The organism is Nocardia sp. NPDC050408 (genome assembly GCF_044458905.1).
Lineage (GTDB): Bacteria > Actinomycetota > Actinomycetes > Mycobacteriales > Mycobacteriaceae > Nocardia.
In genome coordinates, this window is record NZ_JBITIL010000011.1 from 123525 (window position 1) to 147990 (window position 24466).

General features: G+C 65.2%; 23 protein-coding genes and 1 tRNA gene. 13 read left to right on the forward strand and 11 right to left on the reverse strand.

Annotated elements, in window-relative coordinates:
* Positions 1-408: 408 nt before the first annotated feature.
* Both ACIBJI_RS27740 and ACIBJI_RS27745 read left to right on the forward strand, forming a co-directional pair.
* Entirely contained in the window at positions 409-1059 is a 651-nt protein-coding gene (locus tag ACIBJI_RS27740; protein ID WP_364349134.1) for a dihydrofolate reductase family protein, read from the forward strand.
* A 409-nt stretch (positions 1060-1468) separates the two neighbouring features.
* Positions 1469-2446 carry an ADP-ribosylglycohydrolase family protein gene (locus ACIBJI_RS27745; RefSeq protein ID WP_397086578.1) on the forward strand — a complete coding sequence of 326 codons (978 nt, stop codon included), beginning with the start codon at positions 1469-1471 and terminating at the stop codon, positions 2444-2446.
* A gap of 269 nt (positions 2447-2715) precedes the next feature.
* On the opposite strand, the gene ACIBJI_RS27750 is transcribed toward ACIBJI_RS27745, so the two are convergent.
* The gene (locus ACIBJI_RS27750) at positions 2716-3048 is read right to left on the reverse strand and encodes a hypothetical protein (RefSeq protein ID WP_364351106.1); all 333 of its coding nucleotides are present in this window, start codon (positions 3046-3048) and stop codon (positions 2716-2718) included.
* A gap of 540 nt (positions 3049-3588) precedes the next feature.
* Here ACIBJI_RS27750 and ACIBJI_RS27755 point away from each other — a divergent pair.
* Positions 3589-3999 carry a hypothetical protein gene (locus ACIBJI_RS27755; protein ID WP_364351103.1) on the forward strand — a complete coding sequence of 137 codons (411 nt, stop codon included), beginning with the start codon at positions 3589-3591 and terminating at the stop codon, positions 3997-3999.
* 353 nt (positions 4000-4352) lie between these two features.
* Here the strand turns inward: ACIBJI_RS27755 and ACIBJI_RS27760 are convergent, their stop codons facing one another.
* Positions 4353-5042, reverse strand: a complete 690-nt coding sequence (locus ACIBJI_RS27760) for a hypothetical protein (RefSeq protein WP_364351100.1) — start codon at positions 5040-5042, stop codon at positions 4353-4355.
* Positions 5043-5491: 449 nt separating this feature from the next.
* Here ACIBJI_RS27760 and ACIBJI_RS27765 point away from each other — a divergent pair, with 449 nt between their 5' ends.
* Positions 5492-5938 (forward strand): hypothetical protein, encoded by a 447-nt coding sequence (locus ACIBJI_RS27765; RefSeq protein WP_397086581.1) that lies wholly within the window; start codon positions 5492-5494, stop codon positions 5936-5938.
* 543 nt (positions 5939-6481) lie between these two features.
* Here the strand turns inward: ACIBJI_RS27765 and ACIBJI_RS27770 are convergent.
* The gene (locus tag ACIBJI_RS27770; RefSeq protein WP_364351094.1) at positions 6482-7033 is read right to left on the reverse strand and encodes a dihydrofolate reductase family protein; all 552 of its coding nucleotides are present in this window, start codon (positions 7031-7033) and stop codon (positions 6482-6484) included.
* A gap of 892 nt (positions 7034-7925) precedes the next feature.
* On the opposite strand from ACIBJI_RS27770, the gene ACIBJI_RS27775 reads away from it, so the two are divergent.
* Genes ACIBJI_RS27775 through ACIBJI_RS27785 form a run of 3 tightly spaced genes read left to right on the forward strand, consistent with a single transcriptional unit; the run spans position 7926 to position 10853 of the window.
* The gene (locus ACIBJI_RS27775; protein ID WP_397086583.1) at positions 7926-8141 is read left to right on the forward strand and encodes a ferredoxin; all 216 of its coding nucleotides are present in this window, start codon (positions 7926-7928) and stop codon (positions 8139-8141) included.
* Positions 8138-9538 (forward strand): NAD(P)/FAD-dependent oxidoreductase, encoded by a 1401-nt coding sequence (locus ACIBJI_RS27780; protein ID WP_397086585.1) that lies wholly within the window; start codon positions 8138-8140, stop codon positions 9536-9538. The genes ACIBJI_RS27775 and ACIBJI_RS27780 overlap by 4 nt, the downstream gene beginning before the upstream one ends.
* Positions 9539-9575: 37 nt before the next feature.
* On the forward strand, positions 9576-10853 hold the full coding sequence (locus ACIBJI_RS27785; protein ID WP_397086587.1) for a cytochrome P450: 1278 nt from the start codon (positions 9576-9578) through the stop codon (positions 10851-10853).
* 228 nt (positions 10854-11081) lie between these two features.
* Here the strand turns inward: ACIBJI_RS27785 and ACIBJI_RS27790 are convergent, their stop codons facing one another.
* Complete coding sequence (locus ACIBJI_RS27790) at positions 11082-11975, reverse strand: NmrA/HSCARG family protein (protein WP_397086589.1); 894 nt, start codon at positions 11973-11975, stop codon at positions 11082-11084.
* Positions 11976-12087: 112 nt separating this feature from the next.
* On the opposite strand from ACIBJI_RS27790, the gene ACIBJI_RS27795 reads away from it, so the two are divergent.
* The 4 genes from ACIBJI_RS27795 (at position 12088) to ACIBJI_RS27810 (ending at position 16191) form a co-directional block, all read left to right on the forward strand.
* On the forward strand, positions 12088-12657 hold the full coding sequence (locus ACIBJI_RS27795) for a helix-turn-helix domain-containing protein (RefSeq protein WP_327097738.1): 570 nt from the start codon (positions 12088-12090) through the stop codon (positions 12655-12657).
* Positions 12658-12973: 316 nt separating this feature from the next.
* A complete protein-coding gene (locus ACIBJI_RS27800) occupies positions 12974-13897 on the forward strand; it encodes a hypothetical protein (RefSeq protein WP_397086591.1) in 924 nt (307 codons plus the stop codon).
* 447 nt (positions 13898-14344) lie between these two features.
* Entirely contained in the window at positions 14345-14758 is a 414-nt protein-coding gene (locus ACIBJI_RS27805) for a hypothetical protein (protein WP_397086593.1), read from the forward strand.
* A 203-nt stretch (positions 14759-14961) separates the two neighbouring features.
* A complete protein-coding gene (locus ACIBJI_RS27810; protein ID WP_364351075.1) occupies positions 14962-16191 on the forward strand; it encodes a serine hydrolase domain-containing protein in 1230 nt (409 codons plus the stop codon).
* A gap of 302 nt (positions 16192-16493) precedes the next feature.
* Here the strand turns inward: ACIBJI_RS27810 and ACIBJI_RS27815 are convergent, their stop codons facing one another.
* From ACIBJI_RS27815 to ACIBJI_RS27835, 5 genes are all read right to left on the reverse strand, one after another.
* Entirely contained in the window at positions 16494-17111 is a 618-nt protein-coding gene (locus tag ACIBJI_RS27815; protein WP_397086596.1) for a hypothetical protein, read from the reverse strand.
* A gap of 417 nt (positions 17112-17528) precedes the next feature.
* Entirely contained in the window at positions 17529-18551 is a 1023-nt protein-coding gene (locus ACIBJI_RS27820; RefSeq protein ID WP_397086598.1) for a hypothetical protein, read from the reverse strand.
* A gap of 72 nt (positions 18552-18623) precedes the next feature.
* Positions 18624-19874, reverse strand: a complete 1251-nt coding sequence (locus ACIBJI_RS27825) for a tyrosine-type recombinase/integrase (protein ID WP_397086600.1) — start codon at positions 19872-19874, stop codon at positions 18624-18626.
* A 116-nt stretch (positions 19875-19990) separates the two neighbouring features.
* A tRNA-Gly gene (locus ACIBJI_RS27830) sits at positions 19991-20066 on the reverse strand.
* Between the two features lie 99 nt (positions 20067-20165).
* Positions 20166-21041 (reverse strand): NAD(P)H-binding protein, encoded by an 876-nt coding sequence (locus ACIBJI_RS27835; protein ID WP_397086602.1) that lies wholly within the window; start codon positions 21039-21041, stop codon positions 20166-20168.
* 102 nt (positions 21042-21143) lie between these two features.
* Here ACIBJI_RS27835 and ACIBJI_RS27840 point away from each other — a divergent pair, with 102 nt between their 5' ends.
* A complete protein-coding gene (locus ACIBJI_RS27840) occupies positions 21144-21920 on the forward strand; it encodes a helix-turn-helix domain-containing protein (RefSeq protein ID WP_364351154.1) in 777 nt (258 codons plus the stop codon).
* Between the two features lie 5 nt (positions 21921-21925).
* Here ACIBJI_RS27840 and ACIBJI_RS27845 read toward each other — a convergent pair whose 3' ends face one another.
* Entirely contained in the window at positions 21926-22681 is a 756-nt protein-coding gene (locus ACIBJI_RS27845; protein WP_364351066.1) for a lysophospholipid acyltransferase family protein, read from the reverse strand.
* A gap of 8 nt (positions 22682-22689) precedes the next feature.
* Positions 22690-23442: a lysophospholipid acyltransferase family protein gene (locus ACIBJI_RS27850; RefSeq protein ID WP_396958433.1), complete on the reverse strand. Its 753-nt coding sequence runs from the start codon at positions 23440-23442 to the stop codon at positions 22690-22692.
* A 99-nt stretch (positions 23443-23541) separates the two neighbouring features.
* Between ACIBJI_RS27850 and ACIBJI_RS27855 the strand changes: the two genes are divergently transcribed.
* Positions 23542-24453: a hypothetical protein gene (locus ACIBJI_RS27855; protein WP_396958434.1), complete on the forward strand. Its 912-nt coding sequence runs from the start codon at positions 23542-23544 to the stop codon at positions 24451-24453.
* Positions 24454-24466 lie beyond the last annotated feature (13 nt).

A 24466-nucleotide genomic window follows, 5' to 3' on the forward strand; every position in this document is an offset into this window, starting at 1 on the left:
TACACGCGGCGGCACAGCAGCTAAACAAACACTTGAACAGACTCCCTGCGGTCGGCCTATTCGAGGAGTTCCTGCGTTTCACGCAGAAGCCAGACGAATTCCGATTCGGACGGCAAGACGACCTGTTCGACGACAGGCGGTCGTCGCTGATGATCACCGCTTCGTCGATTGCCGTCGAGTGGTGAGAGGCGTTTGCTGAGCCTATGACCGCTGAGGTCGCCGTAGCCGCGACTTTGGCGTGCAGAGTGATCTCTACACCTCGATCGAGGAACTCTCGCAAGGCGTCGGAAGAGGTGGCGTGTGCGCGGAGGGGTCGCCGGTCATGTCGACCAGGTTGTTGTCACCGGCATGAAAGAGATGCGTTCTGACTCCGCCCGCAGCGATTCGACGTGAGACCGCTCAGAATCAGTGCGCCGCTCCGTCTACATCCACATGAAGCTCACCGTTCAGACGTTCCTGACCCTCGACGGCGTGATGCAGGCCCCCGGCGGGCCCGAGGAAGATCCCAGCGACGCCTTCACCCACGGCGGCTGGCAGGCCCCCTTCCCGGACCAAGCCGTCGGCGAGTTCGTCACCGAACTCAACAGCCACGCCAGCGCATTCCTGTTCGGTCGCAGAACATTCGACATCTTCCGCGGCTACTGGCCTGATCAGACCGACCCCGGCAACCCCATTGCCACCGCGATCAACTCACTGCCCAAATACGTCGTGTCCAACTCGCTCAGCCAGGCCGATGCCACGTGGCGCGGCGAGCACCCCGACACCGCTCGTCTCCTCACCGGCGACGTCGTCGCGGCCGTGCAGGCGCTGAAGGACGAACCCGGCGACGAGCTGCAGATCTGGGGAAGCGGCAAACTGCTCCAGACACTGTTGCAGCACGAGCTTGTCGACCGCTTCCGCCTGATGACGTTTCCGCTGGTGCTCGGCTCCGGTCGCCGCTTGTTCAACGACGGCATCCTCCCGGCGACGATGCGCCCAGTCGAGCTCACCGTGACCGATCTCGGCATCGTCCTCGGTACCTACGAACCAGCCGGCCAGGTCCGCCACGGCCAGATGTAACCGGCTGGGGAATGCCGTCACATCACGGCTGGCTATCACCGTGGCGATCACGGCGACACGCACCGGTCTGATGTCGTCTTGATTCGGGACCTCGGTCAGCCGGTTGATCGACAACCCCGAGCACCCGTCCTCGATCGACACCAATCGCGCTGTATCCAAGCCTTGAAGCTCGACGTGCGCGATCTCGCGCACGAGTCCGGGATCGCACTCGAACTCGACGAGGCATACACCCCGCCAACCGGAAGCAGCTCTGCTGGGCACGAGTAACGCAAACACGTCACCGAGCTCATCCGCGCACTTACGGCGACGAACCGACATCCACTGCCACCGTTGAAGATTCAGACACTGTCGACAGACACACATTCGCCATCCGCGTAGATCGTCTTCCCTTTGGCTATCATCAGACGCAATGCATGTCGAGTTGATGCTTGATTCTTTGGATGGACTGTCCGCGGGGGACGCTTTGGGGCAACAGTTCCCGATCATGCGCCGATCCATCGCAGATCTTCGGGCAGACAATCTTCCCGCCGGACCGTGGGGGTGGACCGACGACACCGAAATGGCCTGCTCCGTGGTTACCGAGCTGTCCAGTCGCGGCGAGATCGACCAGGATCGGCTTGCCACCGCCTTCGCGCGACGCTTCGACCCGAGCCGTGACTACGGCTTCGCCACAGTCGGCACCTTGGGGCGAGTCCGCGATGGCGTGCATTGGCGCAAGGCGGCCGCAGCCGCGTTCGGTGACGAAGGTTCCTGCGGCAACGGTGCGGCCATGCGGGTTGCCCCCTTGGGTGCCTTTTACGCCGGCGACCCGGAAAAGGTTGTCACCGAAGCGGTCCGGTCGGCGCAGGTGACCCATCTACATCCCGAAGGGATCACCGGCGCCGTCGCGGTCGCACTCGCCGCAGCCCACGCCGCGCATGCCCGCCTCAACGGGACACGGCCCACACCAACCGAATTCATCACCAGCATCCTGGACCGCCTCGACCACGGTGACACGACCCGGCTGATCCGCCGCGCCCGCACCCTACTCGGATCCCCCGCCGCCGAAGCCGCGAACGAACTCGGCAACGGATCTCTGGTCACCGCGCAGAACACCGTGCCGTTCACGATGTGGGTCGCAGCCACACATCTGGACAACTACCCGGCCGCAATCACCACATGCATTGCCGCAGACGGAGATATCGACACCACCAGCGCCATCGTCGGCGGAATCGTCGCCGCCTACACCGGCAACCGCCCGGCCCCGATCGTTGGGATACCCCAAACATGGCTTGCCGCACGAGAGGAGTTGCCCCACTGGTGCAACTCCATCGATCGAACACACAGGCGCAAGAATTCTGTATACGACCGCGCACGACGATGGCTGCCCGGCGCACCGTCGAGATAACCAGATTGACTGGCTAGCATCCGCCGCCTGTCGTCGCGTTCGTGCCCAGGCGCCCCGGGATCGGCCTCGGCATGCGCGGCCCGGAATCCTTCAGCCCTCTTCTGTGGCTGGTCTCCACCGTCCTCGGCAATCTTTCGCAAACGCACGGCCAGTTCGCGCAAGTTGCTGGTTGCCCGGGAATCACGACACCAGGTGTCGAGCTGGTCGGTGAGGTAAGCCAGGGACATCCCGGTCTGCTGCCATGCGAGCTCCGCCTCCATCGCGGCGAATCATCTGTTCTGTTTCTTCGACTTGATCGGCTTCTTCTTTGTCTTCGGCTTGTCGTGGTCTGGCTCCCACTCATAGCCCGCCAGGTTCTGCTCGCAGTGCCAGTTTTCGACCAAAACATCGCCTTGGTCTCGTTCGCACCAGCGTTCCGTCTTGCCACACGCAGTGAGGCCGAATCCAGCGGCTACCGCGATGGCTACGGTGATCACGGTGGCGCGGAATCGGGTGTTACGCATTGGGGTTTCTCCGATCTCGGTAATTGAGTTCAGACGCCAGTCCTCGTCGACGATCTCGGCGACCGACTGCACGTGCGTCGGTGAAGGAATCGTGGTCACCCTCACCCGATGACACAGCAACTTCGGCCAGGGTGGCCGGAACCCGGGCCACCACCGAATCCATCAGTCACAGCAACGAAGGAGGCTGAGTCGAGTATCTGCTGGTCAGCATCAGAGTCAGAACGCATATGAAATCCATTGATAGATCGCCGGTTTGGGCACCATCATCGCCAGTGGGCCTTGCAGGAACCTTAACGATTGATGAGTGAGTACCGGACGTCCAGTTCTCTTGGGATACCGAACCAACCGACGGCGCCCACATCCGCAGGGAGTACGCGTTCAGGTCAGCGACCGCCACGCTGCCCATCACACCGTCGGCCGGTGCCTGGTAACCATCACGCTGTCCAGTCGGCGAATATGCCCGGCGTTCAGCGGAGAGGGTTCGGGGCGCCTGCTGCTAATCCGCGGCCAGCATTCGCTCGAGCTCATTCCATCCTTCGGCGGTGGACTGGCGACGGACTTGCACAGCGCGCGTACTCGACAGCCAGGCAACCCATCCGCAGTGCCAGTGGAATTCATGTGGCGCAACGCTGTCCAACGTTGTTCGTCGTCCAGCATGACGAACCGGGTCAGTGTCTTGCCCGCCGCTACCGCACCCGCCAATGCGTGCGCGGCGAGCTAACGCAGGTGGGCCAGCAGAGTGTTCATCTGGTGCTCGCATTGTTGCTTTACCTCGTCGCTGGTGAGGTGACCGGCGCGATCGCGCACAGTGAAGGTCGTAGTCGCGAACAGGTTTCCGTCAGCGACGTCGATCTCGATGCTGAATTTGTGAGACTCCGAATTCGAATCTCGATCCCGCAGCACGGCAAGGGCTTGCACTTCCGAACCCATATCGTCGAGGTTTTCGGTCCTCACTGCGGCACCGACCGCGGCGCGTTTGATTTTGTCGAACTCGGCGTTCCCACCGGCGGGGTCGAGCGTGTAATCGACCCACATCTGCAACGTAGCTGAGGCATCGACCCCGGCGAAATCGGCTCGACATTCCAGTCGGCTGTCCGCCACATCACCAGCGATGAGCTCTGCACCCGTCGGGGGCTCCGTCTGCCGCATGCCCTGCTGGTCGATCGCGGACAGGTCCAACGCCGCACAGGCGTGTAAAATCTTGCCCGGCCGATATTTCACAGCTGCCGTCGGCTGTACCGGTACGACAGGGTTGGGTCGAAAGGGACCGCCGGGATGGTAGCCGGTAATGACAAATACGGCGGTCACCACAGACACGACGAAAACCGAGGCGGCTGCGCCGACCTTGTACCAGGGCTGTGCGCTTCGTGTGGGAACCGGCACGTCGCGTGAACCATCGGTAGTCATCGCAACCGCCCTGCGGCGGTTCGAAGCTGCTGCTCGCACAGGTCGGCCAGATCGTAGGCACTGATCTCCGGCGATCTGAACAAGTCGAATCGGATCTCAACGGAAACGTTGCGCTGGATCAGCCCTGCATCGCATCCGTGCATCGCGATGCCCGAGTCTTCAACCGAAGCCGACAGATACGCGTCCTCACCGATACCGGGTACCGTTCGTGTGACGATATCGGTCCCGGAGCGCCCCAACACCAGAGTGCGTGCCCTGTCGTACTCCGGGCGCAGATCGGTCGTCTCGGTGCGCCGGTCGGATACCTCCACCTTCAGATTCACCATGGCGTGGTCCAACTCGACATTGTCACAGTAGAGCGCCACCGGGGGTGCGATATCGATCTTTCCGGACACGGGCGTCTGTTTCGCCGGGCCCGCGACCCGCTCGAAAAGGGACAGATCGATCATGGCGCAAGGGTTTCCGAGACCATCGACGGTGTACAGCGCGGGCTGATCGGCAGTCCTCACCCAGGCCGTTACCCCCGTGAAGACGAATACGACAACTCCGGTGATCACGAACCCCGCCGTGATCACCCTTAGCAGCCGGTTGCCCGAATCGGTACGCCGCACTAGCGATTGCGGCATCACCGGGTCGGGATCGGACGAGCCGTCGGATTCGGCGGATTCACCCGATAGAGCGGGCATCCCCACCGCCTTCTGATCGCCGCGTCACGCGCCAGATCATCATGTTCCTCCCTGTCCCGGTAGCCTGGCTCGCCCAGCAGCACTTCGGGCGCCGAGCGGTCGACCAAACGATGAGAGTCGGACGTCCACGTCCGACGCCAAACCTTCACTGTCGCTTCGCTACTACCGCATCCGATTGTTCGCCGACGGTCTTAACCGGCACTTGTAATCTCCATAAAGCTCCCCGATCATCGGCCCCGGTCGGAAATACCACCGGCCACGACCTCCGCACCCGATCTACGAAGGATCCAACGGGGTCCGGCGATACAAGGGCCGGTACCGTCGACCGAACCGGTGAACCTGCCAGGACCGCCCGGCGGCCGCGACGGCGAGAGGAGTGATCCCATCCGATGAGGTACCCAACGCCTGGAATCCGGCAGGTGACGCTGGCCTGTGTCGTCGCCGGCCTCATGGCCGTGACGGTCGGCATGACTGGCTGCAGCAGCGAAACGCATAACGGCGACCGACGGCCGGAGCCGACTCCCCAGGCCGCGAACGACACCGACATCGCCAGGGAGGCTTCCGAATTCGGCGGAATCGTCATCCCGGAGAATGTCTCTCTGCTCAGCGCCCGATCCGAGCGCGGTATCGACACGCTCTACCAGCTCGCGCTATCGACCGATCCCCAGGGCCTTACCCTGGTGCTGACCACGTCGAAATTCTCCGCGCCGCTGACCAAAGTCTTCGGCGTGGCTCAGACCGCCATCGCGGGGCCTTCCCTGGAGACTTCACCGTCGATCCTGAAGGCCCAGGACCTCTACCGACGCCCTGATGGAAAGTCGGTCAACCGGATCGTCATCGTGGACGAGCGGGACGCATCGAGCCGCTTCGTCCACATCCAGCTGTTCGACACATGATCGGCGTGCTCGGCCAGGGTTGAGGATCAGGTAGCCCACCAGCGCGGCGACGAACACGAGCAGCGGGAGCACGGCCGCAGTGCGTTTCTGCCAGTTGACCATCCCTGGCATCACCCAGGTCGTGCTCGCCGTCGGCGTCGATGCCGGCCTGCGACCGCACACCCTGCGCCACACCTACAGCACCCGGCCTGCGCCTCCATCGAAACCAGCGCCCGCTACTTCCGCCGGTACTGCCGAACAGGCCGCTGTCATCGAAACCGTCTTCGAGCAGCAGATCGGAAGAACCCATAAACGACGATTCCCCACACCGGAACCCTCGAGATCGACGCGGCCGACCTCGAACGTTGCGAGGGCTGGAGCCTCGCGGCAGTCGCCGCCACCGAAGGCACGGTCGCCGACGCCCGCCAAACGATCTCGCCGAACAACAAAGGTCCGAGGCGACCCACGCACCTGCTGCACGCGTTCACCAACCCTCGACGTCGCCGATCGCACCGCTGCGGTGACAGTCGCGCTTGAACGGAGGCCGCTGCGGATGAACCGGCCTCAGTCGGCGAGGTAGCGCAGCATCACCACAGTGTTGAAGTGCCTCGTCTCGGCCAATCGGAGCTGGATGCGCTTGTCCAGTGAAGGGAACAGCGGTGTGCCGCCGCCGAGCACCACGGGCGAGACGAACAGCTGGTACTCGTCGATGAGCCCGTGTGGCATCAGCGAGGCCGCGAGACTCGCACCACCGACCTCCATGACGCCATCGCCTCCGGCCTTGAGCCTGCGGACCTCCTCGACCGCGTTCTCACTGACCAGGGTGCTGTTCCAATGGACCTCGGTGAGCGTCCGGGAGAAGACGACCTTGGGCTTCTGCGTCCAGAGCCCGCCGAACTCACGCTCGATTCGCGGCGCGTCCTCGGGCACGTGCGGCCAGTACTCGGCCATCAGCTCATACAGGCGACGACCGTGCAGCGAGACCTCGATGCCGCGGTAGCGGTCGTTGTGGAACTGGTGCAGCTCCTCGTCCGGGGCAGTCCAGTCGATGCTGCCGTCGCGATCGTTGACGTAGCCGTCCAGAGACACACCGAACCCGTAGATCAGTTTCCTCATAACCGGGCAGACCTCCTACACGCTCGAAACTCATCGGACCTCACCATGGGTTAAGCCATATCCATTGGTTTTTCGGAGATCTCACCAGTCGGCGACCCCATGTCCGACAGCCGGGTACGGCAGATTCCGGCGAGGTCGTCGGCCCCGGCGAAGCCCGTCCTGTGCCAGCTCGCAACAGTGCAGGACCCGCCGGAAGCCACCAAGGCGCGCGTGACACATGGCGGCGCCCAGCACCGCGTCACCCCATTCCGCTGCCACCTCACAGGATGCCGCAGCCCACGGCTCGCCCCGCGCACCAGACTCAGACTCCGCACGGGCACGCAGTCTGACCGCCACAGCGGGCCCATGCCCCCAGAACCCACAACGTATATCCCAACTCCGCAACCTAGCCCCGCACACCGCAACCAATCCCTAAACAGAACAAATATTGTCCGTTCCAATTGCGGACCGCGACTAGCTGACCTGCTCCCGAAAGGTTGCCGAACAGTTCGGCGGCGCGAGTGTTCGGAAATCTACTTTGCGGATCGGGGGACCTCCGCCGGTCAGACCGAGTGATCCGGGGACGCAGGCAACGGGAACGATCGGGTTCCCGCTGGTCACCACCAGCACGCCGAAACCTATGTCCACCGAACCCACCCACGAAAGCCAACCCGAACACCCAAATGCCGGCCCGAACAGGAGCGGACGGGTTTCCAGACGATGCGGGATTGCAGCGAAGCTAGTGGTGCCTCCGTGCGGAAACGCCGCTGACGCGACTCCTGTGCGGGTGACAGGTGAGACTCATACTTCTCCGGCGCCCGGCGTACGATAGCGGTGGCTGATCCGGGGTCGGTGGCCCCGCCGGTCGGCGACCGAGGTGGATGCGAGGAAGTGGCTCACAAGGGAGCTGAGTATGCGCATCGTAGTGGATCTGAACAAGTGTCTGGGATACGCGCAGTGTGTCCCGCTGGCGCCGGATGTGCTGAAGCTGCTCGGTGACGAGGCGCTCGCCTACGATCCCAACCCTGACGAATCCCAACGCCAGCGGGTACTGAGGGCGGCGGCGGCCTGTCCGGTTCAGGCGATCATCGTGGAGACCTACACTCCCGCTGCGGATGACCCGATGTGAGCGCGGCATCACTGGTCGCCGAGCTGGTGGCAGCGTTTCGCGCGGAAGGCCGCATCGTGATCGTGGGCGCCTCGCTGGCCGGGTTGCGCGCCGCGGAAGCGTTGCGAGAGCACGGTTTCCGCGGCAAGCTCACGGTGATCGGCGACGAGCCGCACGAGCCCTACGATCGTCCGCCGCTGTCGAAGCAGGTGCTCGAGGGATGGGTACACCCCGATCACACCAGGCTCCCGCGGCGGCGGGCCGTCGACGCCGACTGGCGGCTGGGGGTCGCCGCCACCGGCCTGGACCGGGTCAACCGCCAGGTGCTGCTGGCCAACGGGGACAAGGTCGACTACGACCGGCTGCTGATCGCCACCGGGGTGCGGGCGCGGCAGTGGATCAATCCTCGAGAAGCCGCGCTCGACGGCGTTTTCACAGTGCGTACCTGCGATGACGCGGCACGCCTGCAGGCCGCGCTGCACGCCGCCCCTCGACGGGTCCTCATCATCGGGTCAGGATTCATCGGATCGGAGATGGCCTCGGTGTGTCGCAAGCTGGGCCTGCCGGTGACCGTCACCGAACGCGCCGACGGGCCGCTGGTCGGCGCACTGGGCGGGGTGATCGGTGATATCGCCGCCAGGATGCACCGCGATGCGGGCGTCGACCTGCGCACCGGGGTCGCGGTCGAGGCGCTGGAGGCAGATGACGGCGGCCACGTGCGGCGGGCTCGGCTTTCCGACGGAGCCACCCTCGATGTCGACGTCGTGGTCGCGTCACTGGGCTCGATCCGCAACGTCGAGTGGCTCGAGGGCGCCGGGCTGGCCAGCGGCTTCTGGGGGGTGGGTTGCGACGCCGGCTGCCGCGCGTTCGACATCAACGGCGTGGTGACCGACAACATCTTCGTCGCCGGCGACATCGCGCGCGCCCCGCACGTGCTCTACGAATACCAGTTCATCTCCATGGAGCACTGGGACAACGCGGTGTCCGGAGCTCAGGTAGCTGCCAACAACATGATCAACCTGGAGACCGAGCGGTGCCCGCACCTTCCGCTGCCGATGTTCTGGTCGGCCCAGTTCGGCGTCAACATCAAGGGTGTGGGGGTGTGCTCGTTCGGCGACGAGATCGTGTTCACCCAAGGTTCGCCTGACGAGCGCCGCTTCGCCGCCGTGTACGGCCGTCGGGGGCGCATCGTCGGCGCCGTCACGTTCGACCACGGCAAGTGGCTGGACTATTACGGCGCTCTCATCGAGCGGTCGGCGCCGTTCCCGCCGCCACCACCGGGCTACGACCGCCCCGGGGACATGACCCCGATCCCGGCGCGCTTCCCGGATCCGCGCGTGCCCACCGAGATTCCCACCGTCGTGCTCACCGGCCATGACCCGACCACGCGGGGAGCCGAGTTTCGTCGGCGGAGCTGACATCGCACGCCACTGCCCGCCGAATCAAGGAGGGATTATGACCGCAGAGACTGCCTGGGCGGAGGCGATGACCTACGACAACCGCGCCGATCCATACCCGTTCTTCGCCGAGCTTCGCAAAACTCCCGTCGTGCAGGTGGCCGACAACCTCTATGTCGTCACCGGCTACCGCGAACTGCTCGCGCTCGCGCACGACCCCCGGATCAGTTCCGACATCCGCCGCAGCCCGCTGGCAGCCCACCTAGCCGGCGACGCCGAACCACCCGCGGGCGTCGAAGACTTGCAGGCGCACGGCGGCCGCAAACCGAGCATCATCGTGTCCGATCCGCCGAATCACGACCGAGCCCGCCGGCAGGTGATGCGCCACTTCGGGCCGCCACACTCGCCCGACCTGATCCCGAGCATGGAGCCCAGCATCGTCGGACTGTGCAACAAGCTGCTCGACGACATCAAAGCCCGAGAATCAACCAGGTTCGACGTGGTCGACGACTACGCCTATCCCGTACCAATGACAATGATCTGCAAAATCCTCGGGGTCCCCCGCGCCGACGAACCAACCTTTCACATCTGGATCCGTGACCTATTGACCGGCCTGGATCTAGGCCCGGACGCCACCACCGACGAAGGACGTGCCCGCGCAGCCCAAGGCCGAGCCGCCGGTGCGGCACTGCGGCACTACCTCGCCGAGCTGATCGAGCAATACCGTCACCAGCCCGGAGATGGACTGCTGTCGGACCTGGTCAACGACACCGACGGGCCGGACGGTCCGATGTCACCGCAAGAGGCGGTATCCAACGCGCAGTTGTTGCTCGTCGCCGGCCACGACTCCACGGTCAACACCATCGCCAACTGTGTGATGACCCTGCTACGCAACCCCGGCTCGTTCGAACTGCTGCGGCAGCGCCCGGAACTAATTCCACGCGCCATCGAAGAAGTCCAGCGACTGCAGTCGGCCGTGCAGTTCTTCCCCAGCCGCAGCGCCACCGACGACATCGAGATCGCCGACACCGTCATCCCGAAGGGCGCGGCGGTGCACCTGATGTACAGCGCCGCCAACCGCGACCCCACCCGCTTCGCCAACCCCGACCAGTACGACCCCGAACGCCCCGACAACGAGCACCTCGGCTGGGGCAGCGGAATCCACACCTGCATCGGCGGCCCGCTAGCGCGGCTCGAAGTCAACCTCACACTGGAAACCTTCCTGCGCCGCGTGCAGAGCCCCCGCCTGGTTGACGACCCACCGCCATATCGCCGAAGCCATATCTTCCGCGGACCCCTACACCTCATGATCGACGTCGACCACATCACCGACTGACGACACATCATCAAGTCGTCGCCCACCCCTTGCTCACCCGACCACCGACATCAGGCGATCCGCTGGGAGAACATGGTCCAGATTCGTTATGCCGACCGATCATGGCGACGGCAAACTGAACGTCCGGGAAATGCCTATGAGCGTGCATATCTCGGGCGGCATGTGCGGACCCGGCACTACGGCTGTTCCGCCGATCGAGTTGCCCGCGCATGTCTTCGGCAATGTTCATCAGGGTCGGGCGGTGTGAGCGGAGTACCGCCATGCACCTTCACGCTCTAGCCAGGTGGTGAAATCCAGCAGTTCCGGATGGTATCGCCGCAGCGCCACGATATCGGCATTCCAGCCTCCACCCTGGTTGGCGAACCGGTAGCCGGCGAGGGCGTCGGGGTCCTTGTCCAACAACGCTTCTCGTGGGATCGCTCGGTATTCGATCGATTGTCCGAGGGACCGGCTCATGGCCTCGGCGATCTCGGTCATGGTCAGCTCGTCGCCCGCCAGTTCCACCGCGGCTCCGATGTATTCGTCCGGGTGGGTGAAAGCCCGTACAGCGAAGACACCGATGTCGGTACCCGCGATCAGCTGCACGGGAACGTCCGGATGAATGACATCGGTGAGTACTCCCTCGCGCAAGCCGAAGCGGGGGTCGAGCTGGTTCTCCATGAAGCGCACCGGGCGTAATGCGGTGGTCGGCAGGCCGAGCCGAGTCGAGTAGCTCTCCAACTCCGCCTTGCTCTGCCAGCGGCGAATGCCGTGATCGGCGTCCGCAGCGCCGACCGAGGCGTAAACGAAGTGAGCAACACCCGCTGCCGCGGCCGCATCCGCGACATTGCGGCCGAGCCTCAGTTCATCGTCGACGGTGAAGCCGGGAGGTGTGCCAGGGTATCCCACGGTCGGTTGCACGCTGAACACCCCGTGAACACCCGCCGCCGCCGTATCCAGCGTGGTTCGGTCGCCCATATCGCCACGCGCCAGTTCCGCACCCGCCCCTGCCAACATCCGAGCACCCGCCGTGTCCGGGTCACGCACCAGCGCACGCACCCGCCAACCCGCCGCCAGCAGTGCGCGAGCCGTTGCGCCACCTTGGGTGCCCGTCGCTCCGGTAACCAAAACGATGTCCGACATCGCATCCTCCTCGAATAGCGCTGTTCGCCTGTATCGGCAATAAGTGGGGATTGTCCCCGTTTAACCGTCGGCTACGATACGGGGACTATCCCCGTTTTGCAATCGGAGTGTAATGACACCAGCCCCGAGCAGACCGGCTCGCGCCGACGCGCTGCGCAATTACGAGCGGCTCATCACCGCCGCCACCAATGCCTTCGCCGAACACGGCCCGCAGGTGCCGCTGGACGACATCGCACGCGCCGCCGGGGTCGGCAATGCCACGCTCTACCGCCATTTCCCGACCAGACAGGCACTACTGGAAGCGGTCCACCACGACCACATAGAGGCACTGGTCCACCGAGCCGGCGACTTGGCCACAGCACACGCCCCCGCCGAGGCGCTCAGGTTGTGGCTCGACACCGTTGTCGCACAGGGCAGCGCCACCCGCGGCCTCGCGGCCTCGCTGCTCGCAGTCATAGGCACATCGACCGAATCTTGGTGCCGGAAAGAAATATTCGCCACGGCAACCGGCCTTTTGCAGCGCGCTCAGGATGCGGGCGAGATCCGTTCCGGGCTGACCGCACCCCAGTTACTGAAGCTCGTCAACGCGATAGCCCTTGCCACTGAAGGAGATCCGGACCGAACGCAGCAAGCCCATACGCTGCTGGACTTCCTCTTCGACGGCCTTCGCATCCAAGCGTGACACTGTGCACGCGACAGACCTTGTGCACAGCTCGAACGGGCCGATCCACCCTCCCGGCAACAATCGGCTTCCACCCGGTGCAGGACTCTCGGCCAGGATCGTGTTTTAGCGCTTCACTTCCAGGTGTGGCGTGGGCCCGCCTCTTCGATGATTCGACCTGCTGGTGTGAGTCGAGTCGCGGTCGCGAATGCAGCTGGGACGACCGGAAGCTGGGCGCGCCCGCCAGCCTATGGCAATTCCACTGCGAAGCCCGGCCCGTCCTGACCGCACCGGCGCTATCGTGGAGGTACCTGTGGGGAGGAATACGATGGTATCGGTGACGCTGTACCGCTATTCGTTCAATTTCCGCTATGCCCTGAACGACCGGCAGATGGCGGGTTTCGACCCGGGCCGGGCATTCGTCGAGATCTATGCCGTCGACACGCCCGAAGGCCGGGACGAGCGCGGGTGGACCTGTCTCGACCGGAGGACGGCGACGCGGAGTATCCGAGTCGAGGCCACCGACGGGGAATCCGCCGCGTGGGCCCGGGCCCAGACCGAGGCGCTGGATGCACTGTGGACCGCCGAACAGCAGCTCGTCCACGATCTCGGCATGCGGATCGAGGTCGGCTTCTCACCCGGACTGCGGCGTGGTTCCGGCTGGTCGGCGGCCCGCCGCCGCAGCCGGACCGCGTCACGGCAGGCATTCGACAGACTCGAACAGCGGCTGCACGACATCGCCGAGCGCTATCGCCCCGTCCGCAAGCAGATCGAGCCCCGCGTGGACGAGGCCGACGCACGCGCACAGGAAGAACAGGCACGACTCTGGAAAGCCCAGCGCGAGCGGGAAAAACGCGATGACCGCTTCACCGAGCTGGCGGCCCAGACCCGATGGAGCTACCGCGTCACCGAATCCGACCGAACCGTCCACGTCTTCCGCGCCGACGACTCGACCCTGACCACCGGCGCACTGATCGACGAGCTCCAGCGCCCCACCCACCACCTCACCGGCTACACCGTGCACTGGGCCGCCGCCGATCGCGCCGAGATCGAGCACGTCAGCGGCGCGGACTTCGCAACCTGGTGGGCCGTAGTAGCTCCCGGCCACTGGAACGATTCCCGGCGCATCCCGTCCCGCCCGCCGACCCGTTCCGGCCCATACATCGGCGGCCACTCCAGCTACGGCGGCCACTCCTCCTCCTGCGGTGGCGGCTTCTCCTCCTGCGGTGGCGGCTTCTCCTCCTGCGGTGGCGGCTTCTGACGCGACGGCGTGCAGCCGGGCTGATACACAACGTCCAGGCGGTCGCGGACCTGTGCTTAGCGCCGGATTGGGCGGATCTGCTCCCCGACCCCCGACGGCCGCCCGTCGATGCCGGCGAGGGCGAGGACGTCGTGCTGGTCGATTTCCGAACACGACTCGGGAGTAGCGGTGTATCCGCCCCAGATCCGGCGATAGCGTCGAAAGACGTTGTGAACACGGTAGTTCGAGTTCACCTGAACACTGGCCCGAGATCCGGCTGACGATCTCGGGCATCTGCACCACTACCCCCTGGCCCTACATGTGGGATCTGTCAGCTCTGTGTCAGCGGTCGTGTCAGCACGGGATCAGTCCGGTGTCAGGACAGCGGGCGATTGTTGCTTCCGTAATCAGTTCGGCGAGCACGACATACGCCGACCCGGACAGAACAGATTCAAGGGAGCAACCACCATGTCCATCACCATCACCCTCACCGACCAGGACAAGGCCACCCTGCGGACCGCCGCGTACGGCGCCGTCTCGCTGATCGCCGCCGCTGATGCCACCGGCACGCCCCACAAGGCCGCCACCAACGGCAGCAACGCCCTGTACGCCGCGACCGGCCTGGTCGGGCACGTGCTCGCCGCGAAGTCCAAGGACATCAAGCTGAAGGGCAAGAACGTCGCCGAACTCGCCGACCAGGTACTGCCGGCACTCACCGCAGCCATGGGCCTTCTCGGGCAGCAGGATCCGGCCGAGGCCGAGAACTTCCGTAGCACCGTCCTCGTCGCTATCGACGCGGCGAGCCGGACCCACCAGAGCCAGCCCAGCCCCACCGTGGTCGCGATGATCAGCAAGATCACCGGAGCCCTGTACGCCGTGTGACGGGATGGGCCGGGGCCTCTGAAAGTCGGCGGCGTCGCTGAACGTCGCCGTGTGGGATGTCGGCTTTTCATCCGGTGCCAGGCAGACCCGTAGGCCGAATGACCGCGCCGATAACGCGCGGCCTTCGGGGAGCGCCGTCGAAGCCATGGGCGCCACACCGGGACGGGTCCCGCAGATCGAACACTATAAGCAGGAGATTGATGATGGAACACAACAACAGCGGCTTCTCCGAGGCAGGGCTGCGCAGAGTACGCGACGTGCTGGACCGGCATGTCGAGTCCGGAAAGATTCCCGGGGTCGTCGCCCTGGTCAGCCGGGGCGGCCAGACGCATGTCGAAGCGATCGGGACGATGCGCGCCGACGGTGACGCTCCGATGCGCCGGGACACGATCTTCCGGATGGCGTCCACGTCCAAGCCGGTCACGATGGCGGCGGCGGTGATCCTGCTCGACGAATGTCGTCTGCGGCTGGACGACCCGGTAGATCCGTGGCTGCCCGAACTGGCCGACCGTCAGGTGCTGCGCCGGGCCGATGGGCCGCTGGAGGACACCGTGCCCGCGCAGCGACCGATCACCGTACGGGACCTGCTGACCTCCACATTCGGGCTCGGAGTGGATCTCACGCTCATGGGATCCCCGATCATGGACGCGGTTCTCGACCGGGCCAACTACAGCGGGGAAGCCGCATCGGCGCCCGAGCCGGACAAGTGGATGAGCCGCTTGGGCGAGCTGCCGCTGTCGTACCAGCCCGGCGAGCGGTGGCAGTACGAACTCAGCCACGATGTCCTCGCCGTGCTCGTCGCCCGGGTCTCGGGTCAGTCGTTCGAAACGTTTCTGCGCGAACGCGTCTTCGAGCCGCTGGGGATGACCGACACCGGCTTCCACGTGCCCGCCGGCAAGATCGACCGGCTGCCGCCCAGCTACGCCCCCGACCCGCAGACCGGCGAGTTCATCGTGTGGGACGAGGCCGCGGGCGGAAGGTTCAGCGAGCCTCCGGTATTCCAGCACGGCGGCGGCGGGCTGGTCTCCACCGTCGACGACTACCACGCCTACTTCCAGATGCTGCTCAACCACGGGATGCACGGGACCGAACGGATCCTGTCCCGGCCCGCCGTCGAGCTGATGACCACCAACCGCCTCACGCCCGAACAGAATGCCGCCCGAAATGCGCTGGCCAAGAACAACGTCCATGTGTCGTTCGGTCAAGGACAGCACGGTGGCTGGGGCTTCGGAATGGCGGTGCGCACCTACCGCGGCGACTACGCTCCCATCGGCCAGTTCGGTTGGGACGGCGGCACCGGCACATCCGCCTACGCCGACCCGAGCAACCAGCTCACCGGAATTCTGTTGACCCAGGTCGGGTTGTCGACCCCGGATCCGGCGTGGCTCATCCACGACTTCTGGACCACGCTCTACCAGGCACTCGATTCCTGACGAGGCCGGTCTCGACCCCGTCTGCCTCAGGCCGGGTCGCCCGAGGGCGAGATCACCTCAGGCGACCCGACCTGAGCAATCCAGACAACAGATTCATCAGCTGACGAGCTGAGCACCTGGCACCTGTACACGGGGGTAGTGGTGTATACCCCAGCTCCGGTGCCAGCATTGAAAGACGTTGTGGAACATGGTAGTTCGGAGTTCGCCGGAACATTAGCGCCGGATCTCGGGCATCCGCAACCCCGATTTCTCGCAGATGCTCCTCAACCCCGACCAGTTGGCCGCTACCTCCTTGCCCGTGATCACGGCTGGCCGGTGGCGAACGCCTGTACAGCGTCGCCGAACTCCGGGCCGCCCACGACGTATCCGCCGACGGTTCCACCGATCAGCACACCCGCGGGGATGCTGATCCCCCATATCAGGGGCAGACACGCCCCGAGGAGGCCGCCCACGATGGCACCGCCGACGACGCCAGGCAGGTTCTTGTTGATCTGCTCCTCGAGCCGGTCGTAGGAGCTGATGTCCTTCAGTTGCGCAATATCTTCTGCCGTCGGGGTCGGTGTCACCGCCAGAGTGCGACCGTCCGCACCGACGTGCTGCGCAATCGCGATCGAACGCCCGTCGACGGCGAACCACTGCGGTATTTCGGTCACCGCCGCTCCGTCGCCGGACTCGAGCACCACCGCACCGTTCTGCGCGATCGCGAACTTGCCATTCTCGACGGTGGCGATAATCACCCTGTCGACTGGCGAAACCGTGATCTGGTAGTTGATTCCGTGATCCACACCGGAAGTCGTGTCCCCCACACTCACCGCAGTCGGCTGCTCCGTGACGGCCAGCTCCGCATGGGCGGTTGCCGCCGTGACACCCACGGCCGAGATGGCGATGAAAACAGCAGCAGTGATCTTCTCGAACTTCATTCTTCGAATCCCTCCACTCAGCTGCCCCGGGATGGGCGGACCGAGTCAGACCTTAGGCGTCGAATCCAGCGGTGTGTGGTACGCCACACACAGTTTCGAAGTCGAGAGCTGACCTCGAACGTTCGATAGAGGGCCAGGGGGTCGGGAGCCCGGGGCGATGACACCCGTTGGTGGCCTCGGGCTCGATTGGCAAACCTGCTCGAACGATGCCAGGGTTCCCGCAGAACTCGCCGATTTGGGGCGGATTTGAAGATCCCCTACCCAAATAGATTGCGGTAGACCGCCGATTCCATTCCCTTATCGGCGGTCAGAACTTTGCAAGGATGGATATGCCCCGGACGAAACCGCGCGCATGCCACCATGCCGTGGCGCTGTAGTTCACAGCGTGGAAGGCGAAACGCCGTGCCCGGTCCATCTTCAGTCCTCGGCAGACGGCCGATGTTGTAGGCCGACCAGATCGGCGGCAGCCGGGTTTTGTTCGAGCTGGTGTTCGGTGTGCATCGGACTGATCTGCCCGCGGTATGTCCGCAGGATCTCGGTGACTTGGTCGCGGTGTTCGCGGGCGGCGCGGTCGGCCATGGCGTGGGCGGCGGTAATCGCGCGGGAGTACTCCATATCGCGTTGTTCGAGTTGATGGTGGTGTTCGGTGGCCTGATCGTCGAGCCGCTGTCGCAGAGTCGCGTTCTCCTCAGCTGACGCCTCAGCGTTGGTGACCGCGGCATCTCGTTCGCCTTCGGCGTGGGCCTGTGCTGCGCGGGCGGCGTCGAGGTGTCCGCGCATTTCCCTCAAGACCGCTTCGGCCTCCTCGTACACCCGGTCGCGATCCACTTCTACCTCGCCAATGCGCTCTTGTGCGTCGATAGAAGCTTGTGCTGCAAGGTCTTTGGCCTGCTGTGCTTCCTCAGCGGCTTCGTCGGCGGCGACCAGGGCCAGCTCCTCGAGTTCGACCGCGCGTTCCAGCCGACATGCCATGACCGTGGCCGATTTCTCCGCATCGGCGCGAGCCTGTTCGGCGGCGGCGATGCGGACGGTCGCGTCCCGTCGCACCTCGGCGATCTCGCGGTCGATGACCACGGGATCGGTGACCTCGGCGATCAATTCACCGGCGTCTACCAGCATGGCTGCCAGTTCCGCGCGCGTCAGCTCGATGCGGTCGACAAGATCGGCGAGCGCATTCATGCCGTCGGTGACCGGACACAACGGGCGCTGCTCCACGCGCTTGCCGGCCTGGTCATCGGCTTTGCGCTTGCGGCGCAGCGCTTTCTGGGCGGTGTGCTCGGGGTTGTCGCAGTATTTGCGCGGTGCGCCCGGTCTACCGCTGTTCGGGACGGAGGCGTCGCAGGTGCCCCCGCTGTCCAAAGGGAACTGGCATCGTGGCGGGGTGTCGGTGGCTGTGGTGCGGGTGTCGACGGCTTTCAGCATCGTGGAATTCCGTTTCATTCCATTTCATTTCATTCCGACACTGCGGTCATGAAATGAATCCTGGTAGGCAGATGGAGTACTCGGAGCAGTTCAGGCGACGGTGCGCAGCATCGCGGCGCGGGCGCGAGGAAGCCGGTTGGCGATGATTTGGGCGGCTGCGGCGCTGGCGCGGCGGTCGTTGTGGCCGTAACGGGCGTCGGTGGTGTTGACCGACTTGTGCCCGGCGTCGCGGGACACGACGAACAGGGGGACACCGTCCTGGAGCTTCCAGGAGATGCCGGTGTGGCGCAGCGTGTAGGGCGTCAGTCGCTTGCCGCGCATCGAGGCGATCGCATCGGCGAAACGCTCCAGCAGATCCTCCGGATCCGCGCCCTTCCATTGGGCGTTCGGGCCGAACGGGTCGAGGTTGCCGTCGGCGAGCGCACGAAGACGGCGTATGGCGGGCACCCAGGCTTTGGCGTAGAAGTAGCCCGCGCTGATCGGGGTGTCGTTGCTGGTGTGGACCAGCAACTCGTCACCCGGACGGTCGAGGTCGAAGCGCTCGAGGGTTTCCAGCGGGACCGTGACGGTGCGAATACCGCGCGAGGACTTCGGCTTTCCCAACTTCATCTCACCGCCGAGGTACTTCCACGCCTTGTTGATGCGCACGTCGCCGGTCCGCTTGTCGATGTCGCGGATCTGGATGGCGGTGACCTCGCTGGGCCGCGCCATCGAGACCAGGTTGAACTCGGCGTGCGGACGCCACCGCGGCGGCATCAACTGTTCGAACAACTCCCATTCGTCGTTGTCGAAGATGTCGAGCTCCGGCGCGTCGTGGCGCGGCAGCCGGATACCCAGGCACGGGTTATACGGGATCAACGGCGACGGGCGTTCGGCCACAGCCGCATTCAAACCAGCGGAGAGGAATCCGTGTTTGTTGTGGATTGTTTTCGCGCCGTTGCCCTTGTCCTGCTCGAGGTGCACGATCCAGGCGGCGTCCAGATCCTGGTTGAACGCGGTGATCGGCAGGTTCTCGCCCATGAACGGTGCGATGTCGCGGTCGATGTAGCGGATGTAGCCGGCTCGGGTGCGTTCCTCGATACCGGTCAGCCGCGCGGTGTACTGGCGCAACCACTCCACCAGCGTCGTATACCGCACTCCGGATCCGAGCTGAATCTCCCGGATCCTGCGTGCCTCGCCGACACCGACCACCTCCGCCAGCTCAAACCAGCGCACAGCCGCCTCGAAATCGTCGAAGGTCTCCGACGTCGACCGTCGACGCCCGGTCTCGTCGTAGAAGTGGAACGGAACCTGCCAGGCGATCGACCCGTTACTACGGGGTCGCGGGCGGGGTGTGAGCATGAAGCCTCCAGAGCCGGTAGGTGCCCTGAGAAGCTGCCGTGACCGCAAGTGGTGACATGTGTGGTGACATACACGTCTGCACCAGGGTAGCTCACGCTACTGACCTGGTGTTTTCGTGGAGCGGATGACGGGATTCGAACCCGCGACCCTCACCTTGGCAAGGTGATGCGCTACCAGCTGCGCTACATCCGCGTGCGCTTCGTTGTGGTCCGGGAGGGCCGCGACGTCGTGCGCCCAAAACTGTAGTCCGTCATCACGTCCAAAGGAAAATCGGATATTCGCCGGGGCCGGTCAGGTGGCGTTTTGGTCGGCAACGCTCGGGGTGAAGGAGGAGGCGTGGTCGGCCGCCCATTCGGCGTAGCTGCGGGGGGCGCGGGCCAGGACTTGGCGGACATCGTCGGTGACCGTGGCGTTGCCTCCGGCTCGGACGTAGGCCTGGCCTGCTAGTGCCCCGTCGGCGAACTCCGGAGACATCCCTGCCGAGATCATGTGGTCGCGCGCAACGTGTTCCGGCACGTCGACCACGTCCAGGGGGTGGCCGAGGAGCGTTGCCAGTGTGGCGACCTGATCCGCGCAGGTGAGCAGCGCCGGGCCGGTGAGAGTGTAGATACGGCCGGAGTGGCCCGGCATAACCAGAGCCTCGGCGGCAACCGCAGCGACGTCACGTGGATCGATGACACCCTGGCTGCCGGTGCCGGTCAGATTCGGCACAGGTTGGCCGGACCGGACGGCATCGGCCCAGCTCAATGTGTTGGAGGCAAAGCTGGTCGGACGCAGGATCGTCCATTCGAGCCCGCTTTCCCTGGCCGCCTCTTCGCCGGGAATATGCCAGGTGCCGACGCGGCCGAGTTCCGGATTGCCGGTGCCGATGGCGGAAAGTTTGACGATCCGGCGGACGCCCGCGTCGCGCGCCGTGCGGACCAGCGCGCGATCGGTCTCGGCGTCGTCGGGGCCGAGGACACCGACGATGAAGGCCGCGGCCGCGCCGGTCATCGCGACGGCCATCGAGTCGAGGTCGTGGTAATCGCCACGCACCACCTCGACCCCGGCGGGCACCCGCGCTTGCTCCGGATTCCGCGTCACCGCCCGGACCCGCACACCGCGCGCGGCGAGCTGACGGATGAGTTCACTACCGATGGTGCCCGTGGCACCGGTGACGACGATCATGAGTAGAGCGTGCCGCCCATCCCACCCGGTTCGATAGGAAATTTCGGCACGGCTTCGGGCGCTGTATTCGGCCGTGAGCTGCTTACAGTGGGTCGGGTGAGCATGCAGGTAGACCTGATCGAACCAACGGTGCCCGCCCCCGAATCGCTGCGTGCGTGGATCACCGAGCTGGGACGCTTCCCCACCGACACCGATGCCTCCCTACCGCTCACGCATGTACCGCACGCCGGGACGACGATCGTGCTCCGCACCGCAGACCGCCCTGACGCACTCGTCCTCGGCCCGCAGACCCGCGCCTCCTACTCCACAGCCGATAAGCCCGCCGGCTGCGTCCGCCTGCGCCTGGCTCCCGGCGCGACCCGGCAACTGCTCGGCGTCCCGGCCACCGATATCGCCGATCGCGTTGTCCGCCTCGCCGACCTTCCCGGCGTTGCCGCCGAGCTGGCGAACGAACTCGCCACGCTGCCAACGGATGAGGTCCTGCCTTTTCTGGAAGAGGTCCTCCCGCAACGCATCTCCGAAGACGCGACGCAGCGCACCCACCGCGAACTACTCCGCGATGCGGTTGCCGCCATATCCGCAACGCCAACGGTTCACGAACTCGCCACCGATCTGGCCGTCAGCGAACGCCAGCTTCGCAACCTGTTCACCACTGGAATCGGTATCTCCCCAAAGCATTTCGCCCGGATCGGGCGTGTGCGCCAGATCCTCGTCGATGCGAGCAACACCCCTGGAGTCGAGCTGGCCCACATTGCGGCCGTCCACGGCTACTACGACCAATCGCACATGTCGGCGGACTTCAAAGCTCTGATGGGCGTTCCACCGGCCAAGTTCTTCCAGGGGCGGGTGCCCGCGCCAACCCGGTGCCAGTCGTCCTGACGAGTTCAGCGAGTTTGCCGCTGTGCCGCACGAGCGCGACGGCGGGCCATCTCTTCCCGCTCCAGAACCGCGGCCTCGGCAAGCGTAGGCGCGCCGCCGCCGAGGCGGGCCGGGACCCAAGGCGCGCCTTCGGGCATCGGGTAGCCGGTTTGCGCCTGTTCGAGCAATTCGCCCATCCGCGTGCGGGTTTCGGCGGTCAGGTCATCGGTCGGTTCGGCGGGCGGGATCGGATCGCCGATGCGAATATTGATCGGAAAACGATGGCGACCGAGTTGTTTCGGGAAACCCTTGGTCCAGATGCGGTGCGCGCCCCAGATGACGATGGGGATGATCGGCACATCCGCGTCGATCGCCATGCGGGCCGCGCCGGATTTGAATTCCTCGAGCTCGAAGCTGCGGCTGATCGTCGCTTCCGGATAGACCACGACCAGTTCGCCGTCCCGCAACGCCTCGACGGCGCGTCGGTATGACGCCGCTCCGGCCGCGCGGTCGACACCGATTGCCTTGCAGTGCTTCATGAGAAAGCCGACGATGCCGTGCTCGAGTTCGGCCTTCATCATGTATCGGACATTGCGTCGCGATTTGCGCCCGACCAGCCCGACCTCCATGAAGTCGAGGTAGGCGGTGTGATTCACGGCGAGTACGGCGCCGCCGGTGCGCGGGATCCGGTCCTGTCCGCTGATGTCGATGCGCAGCCCTTGCACCGCGAATATCGTGCGAACCAAGCCGGTGAGAATGTCATAGACCGGTTCCCGCGACATAGCTTCCCCTACAACGAATCCTCGGCCGCCCGGCGCGCCGCCTTCTCCTTGGCTTCGGCGGCATCCATGGCATCGGCTTCTTCGAGGGTAGGCGCACTGCCGCCCAAGCGTGCCGGTACCCAGTACGCGCCGGGTTCGTGCACGTAGTCCTGCTGCAGATCCAGCAGCATGGCCTGCATGGTGCTGCGGAGTTGGGCGGTGAGTTCGGCGGCCGGCTCATAGGGCTGGATCGGTGCGCCGACGGCAATCGAGATCGGAGTGTTGGTGCGGCCCAGACGCTTCGGGAAGCCCTTGGTCCACACGCGCTGAGCACCCCAGATGACGATCGGGATGATCGGCACCTCCGCCTCGATCGCCATGCGCGCGGCACCGGACTTGAAGGCCTTGATCTCGAAGCTGCGGCTGATCGTCGCCTCGGGATAGACGCCGACCAACTCGCCCTTGCGGAGATATTCGAGTGCCGCCTGGTACGAGTCGGCCCCTGCGGACCGATCGACCGGAATATGCTTGAGCGCCCGCATGATCGGGCCGGAGATGTTGTTGTCGAACACCTCTCTTTTGGCCATGAAACGGATGTACCGCTTGGGGGTGCGCACCGGCAGACCCGCGTAGGTGAAGTCCATGTAGCCGGTGTGGTTCACCGCAAGGACGGCACCACCGCGCGCCGGAATATGTTCAGCGCCCTTGACGCTGAACTTCAAACCTTCGACGAAGAAGACGGTCCGGGCAAGCCCGATTATCGTCTGGTAGACGGGTTCCACAATTCCGCTAGCGTAGTCGCTGACTGTCCCATCCGGCAGAGCCGCCGCGACTGCGCGCGTCTGACCCGTCGCTCAACGTCTAGAAAGAGGACCCCCGAAGTGGAACGCGCCCGCCCGATCCCGCGTGAACGCGACTGGAAGGACCCGCGCGAACGCGACCGGAGAGGGCTGGCGGCCATCATGGGTGGTCTGCTGACCGGCGCCGTGCTGCTCACCGGCTGCGATTCGGTATCCGGCATTCCCGGCGACGAGCCGAAGCAAACATCGACTCCGACTGCCAGCACGAAATCGGCCGCGATTGCGACCACAACTCCTACGGACGTGGCGCGAGCGTTCGCGGTGCCGGTCGGCGCGGTCCCCGGCCTGCCCGGCGCGACAGATGTCGCGGCGCGCTTCGGGGCCGTATTGGCTGGTTCGACACCTGCCGAATTGCGCGCCAAGTGCTGGATGCTGGCTCCGGGCAATGTGGCCGATATGGCCACCGAGCAGACGGCGATCCTCAAAGCCCTAGCGCAGCCCGCGACCACCACACAGAACACCGTCACCTGGCAGAACGCGGGCACGTCCGTCACCTTCGATCGAAACGAAGTGGTGGCGGCCACGAAGAATTCGTCTCAGATCGTCTGCCCGTGGGTGGCCCAGGACGGCGAAGCTGGACCCAATGAGGCCGATGCCAGGCATACCGTGCGACGCTATCTGTCCCGCTTCGTCGGCACCCCCCTCGACCCTTCCGATAAAGAAGGAACGTATCCGCTGGTCTGCAAAGCCAGCCCGGCGAACTGGGACCCCAACGGAACCGGCAGTCCGACAGCCCCGCCACTGGCCAACAACCCGGGCAAGCTGACCGGGACCACGAAATTCACCGATCAGGAGATCCGCTCGGAGCGGCTGCGTGCGGACTACGTCACTGTGCAGGTTCCGGTCACGAACTCCTCGGGTGTGACCCAGACCCACACCTTCACCCTGACCGCGGACGCCGAGGGCTACTGCATCGGCGACGTTTCTGCCTAACCACTACCCTGGA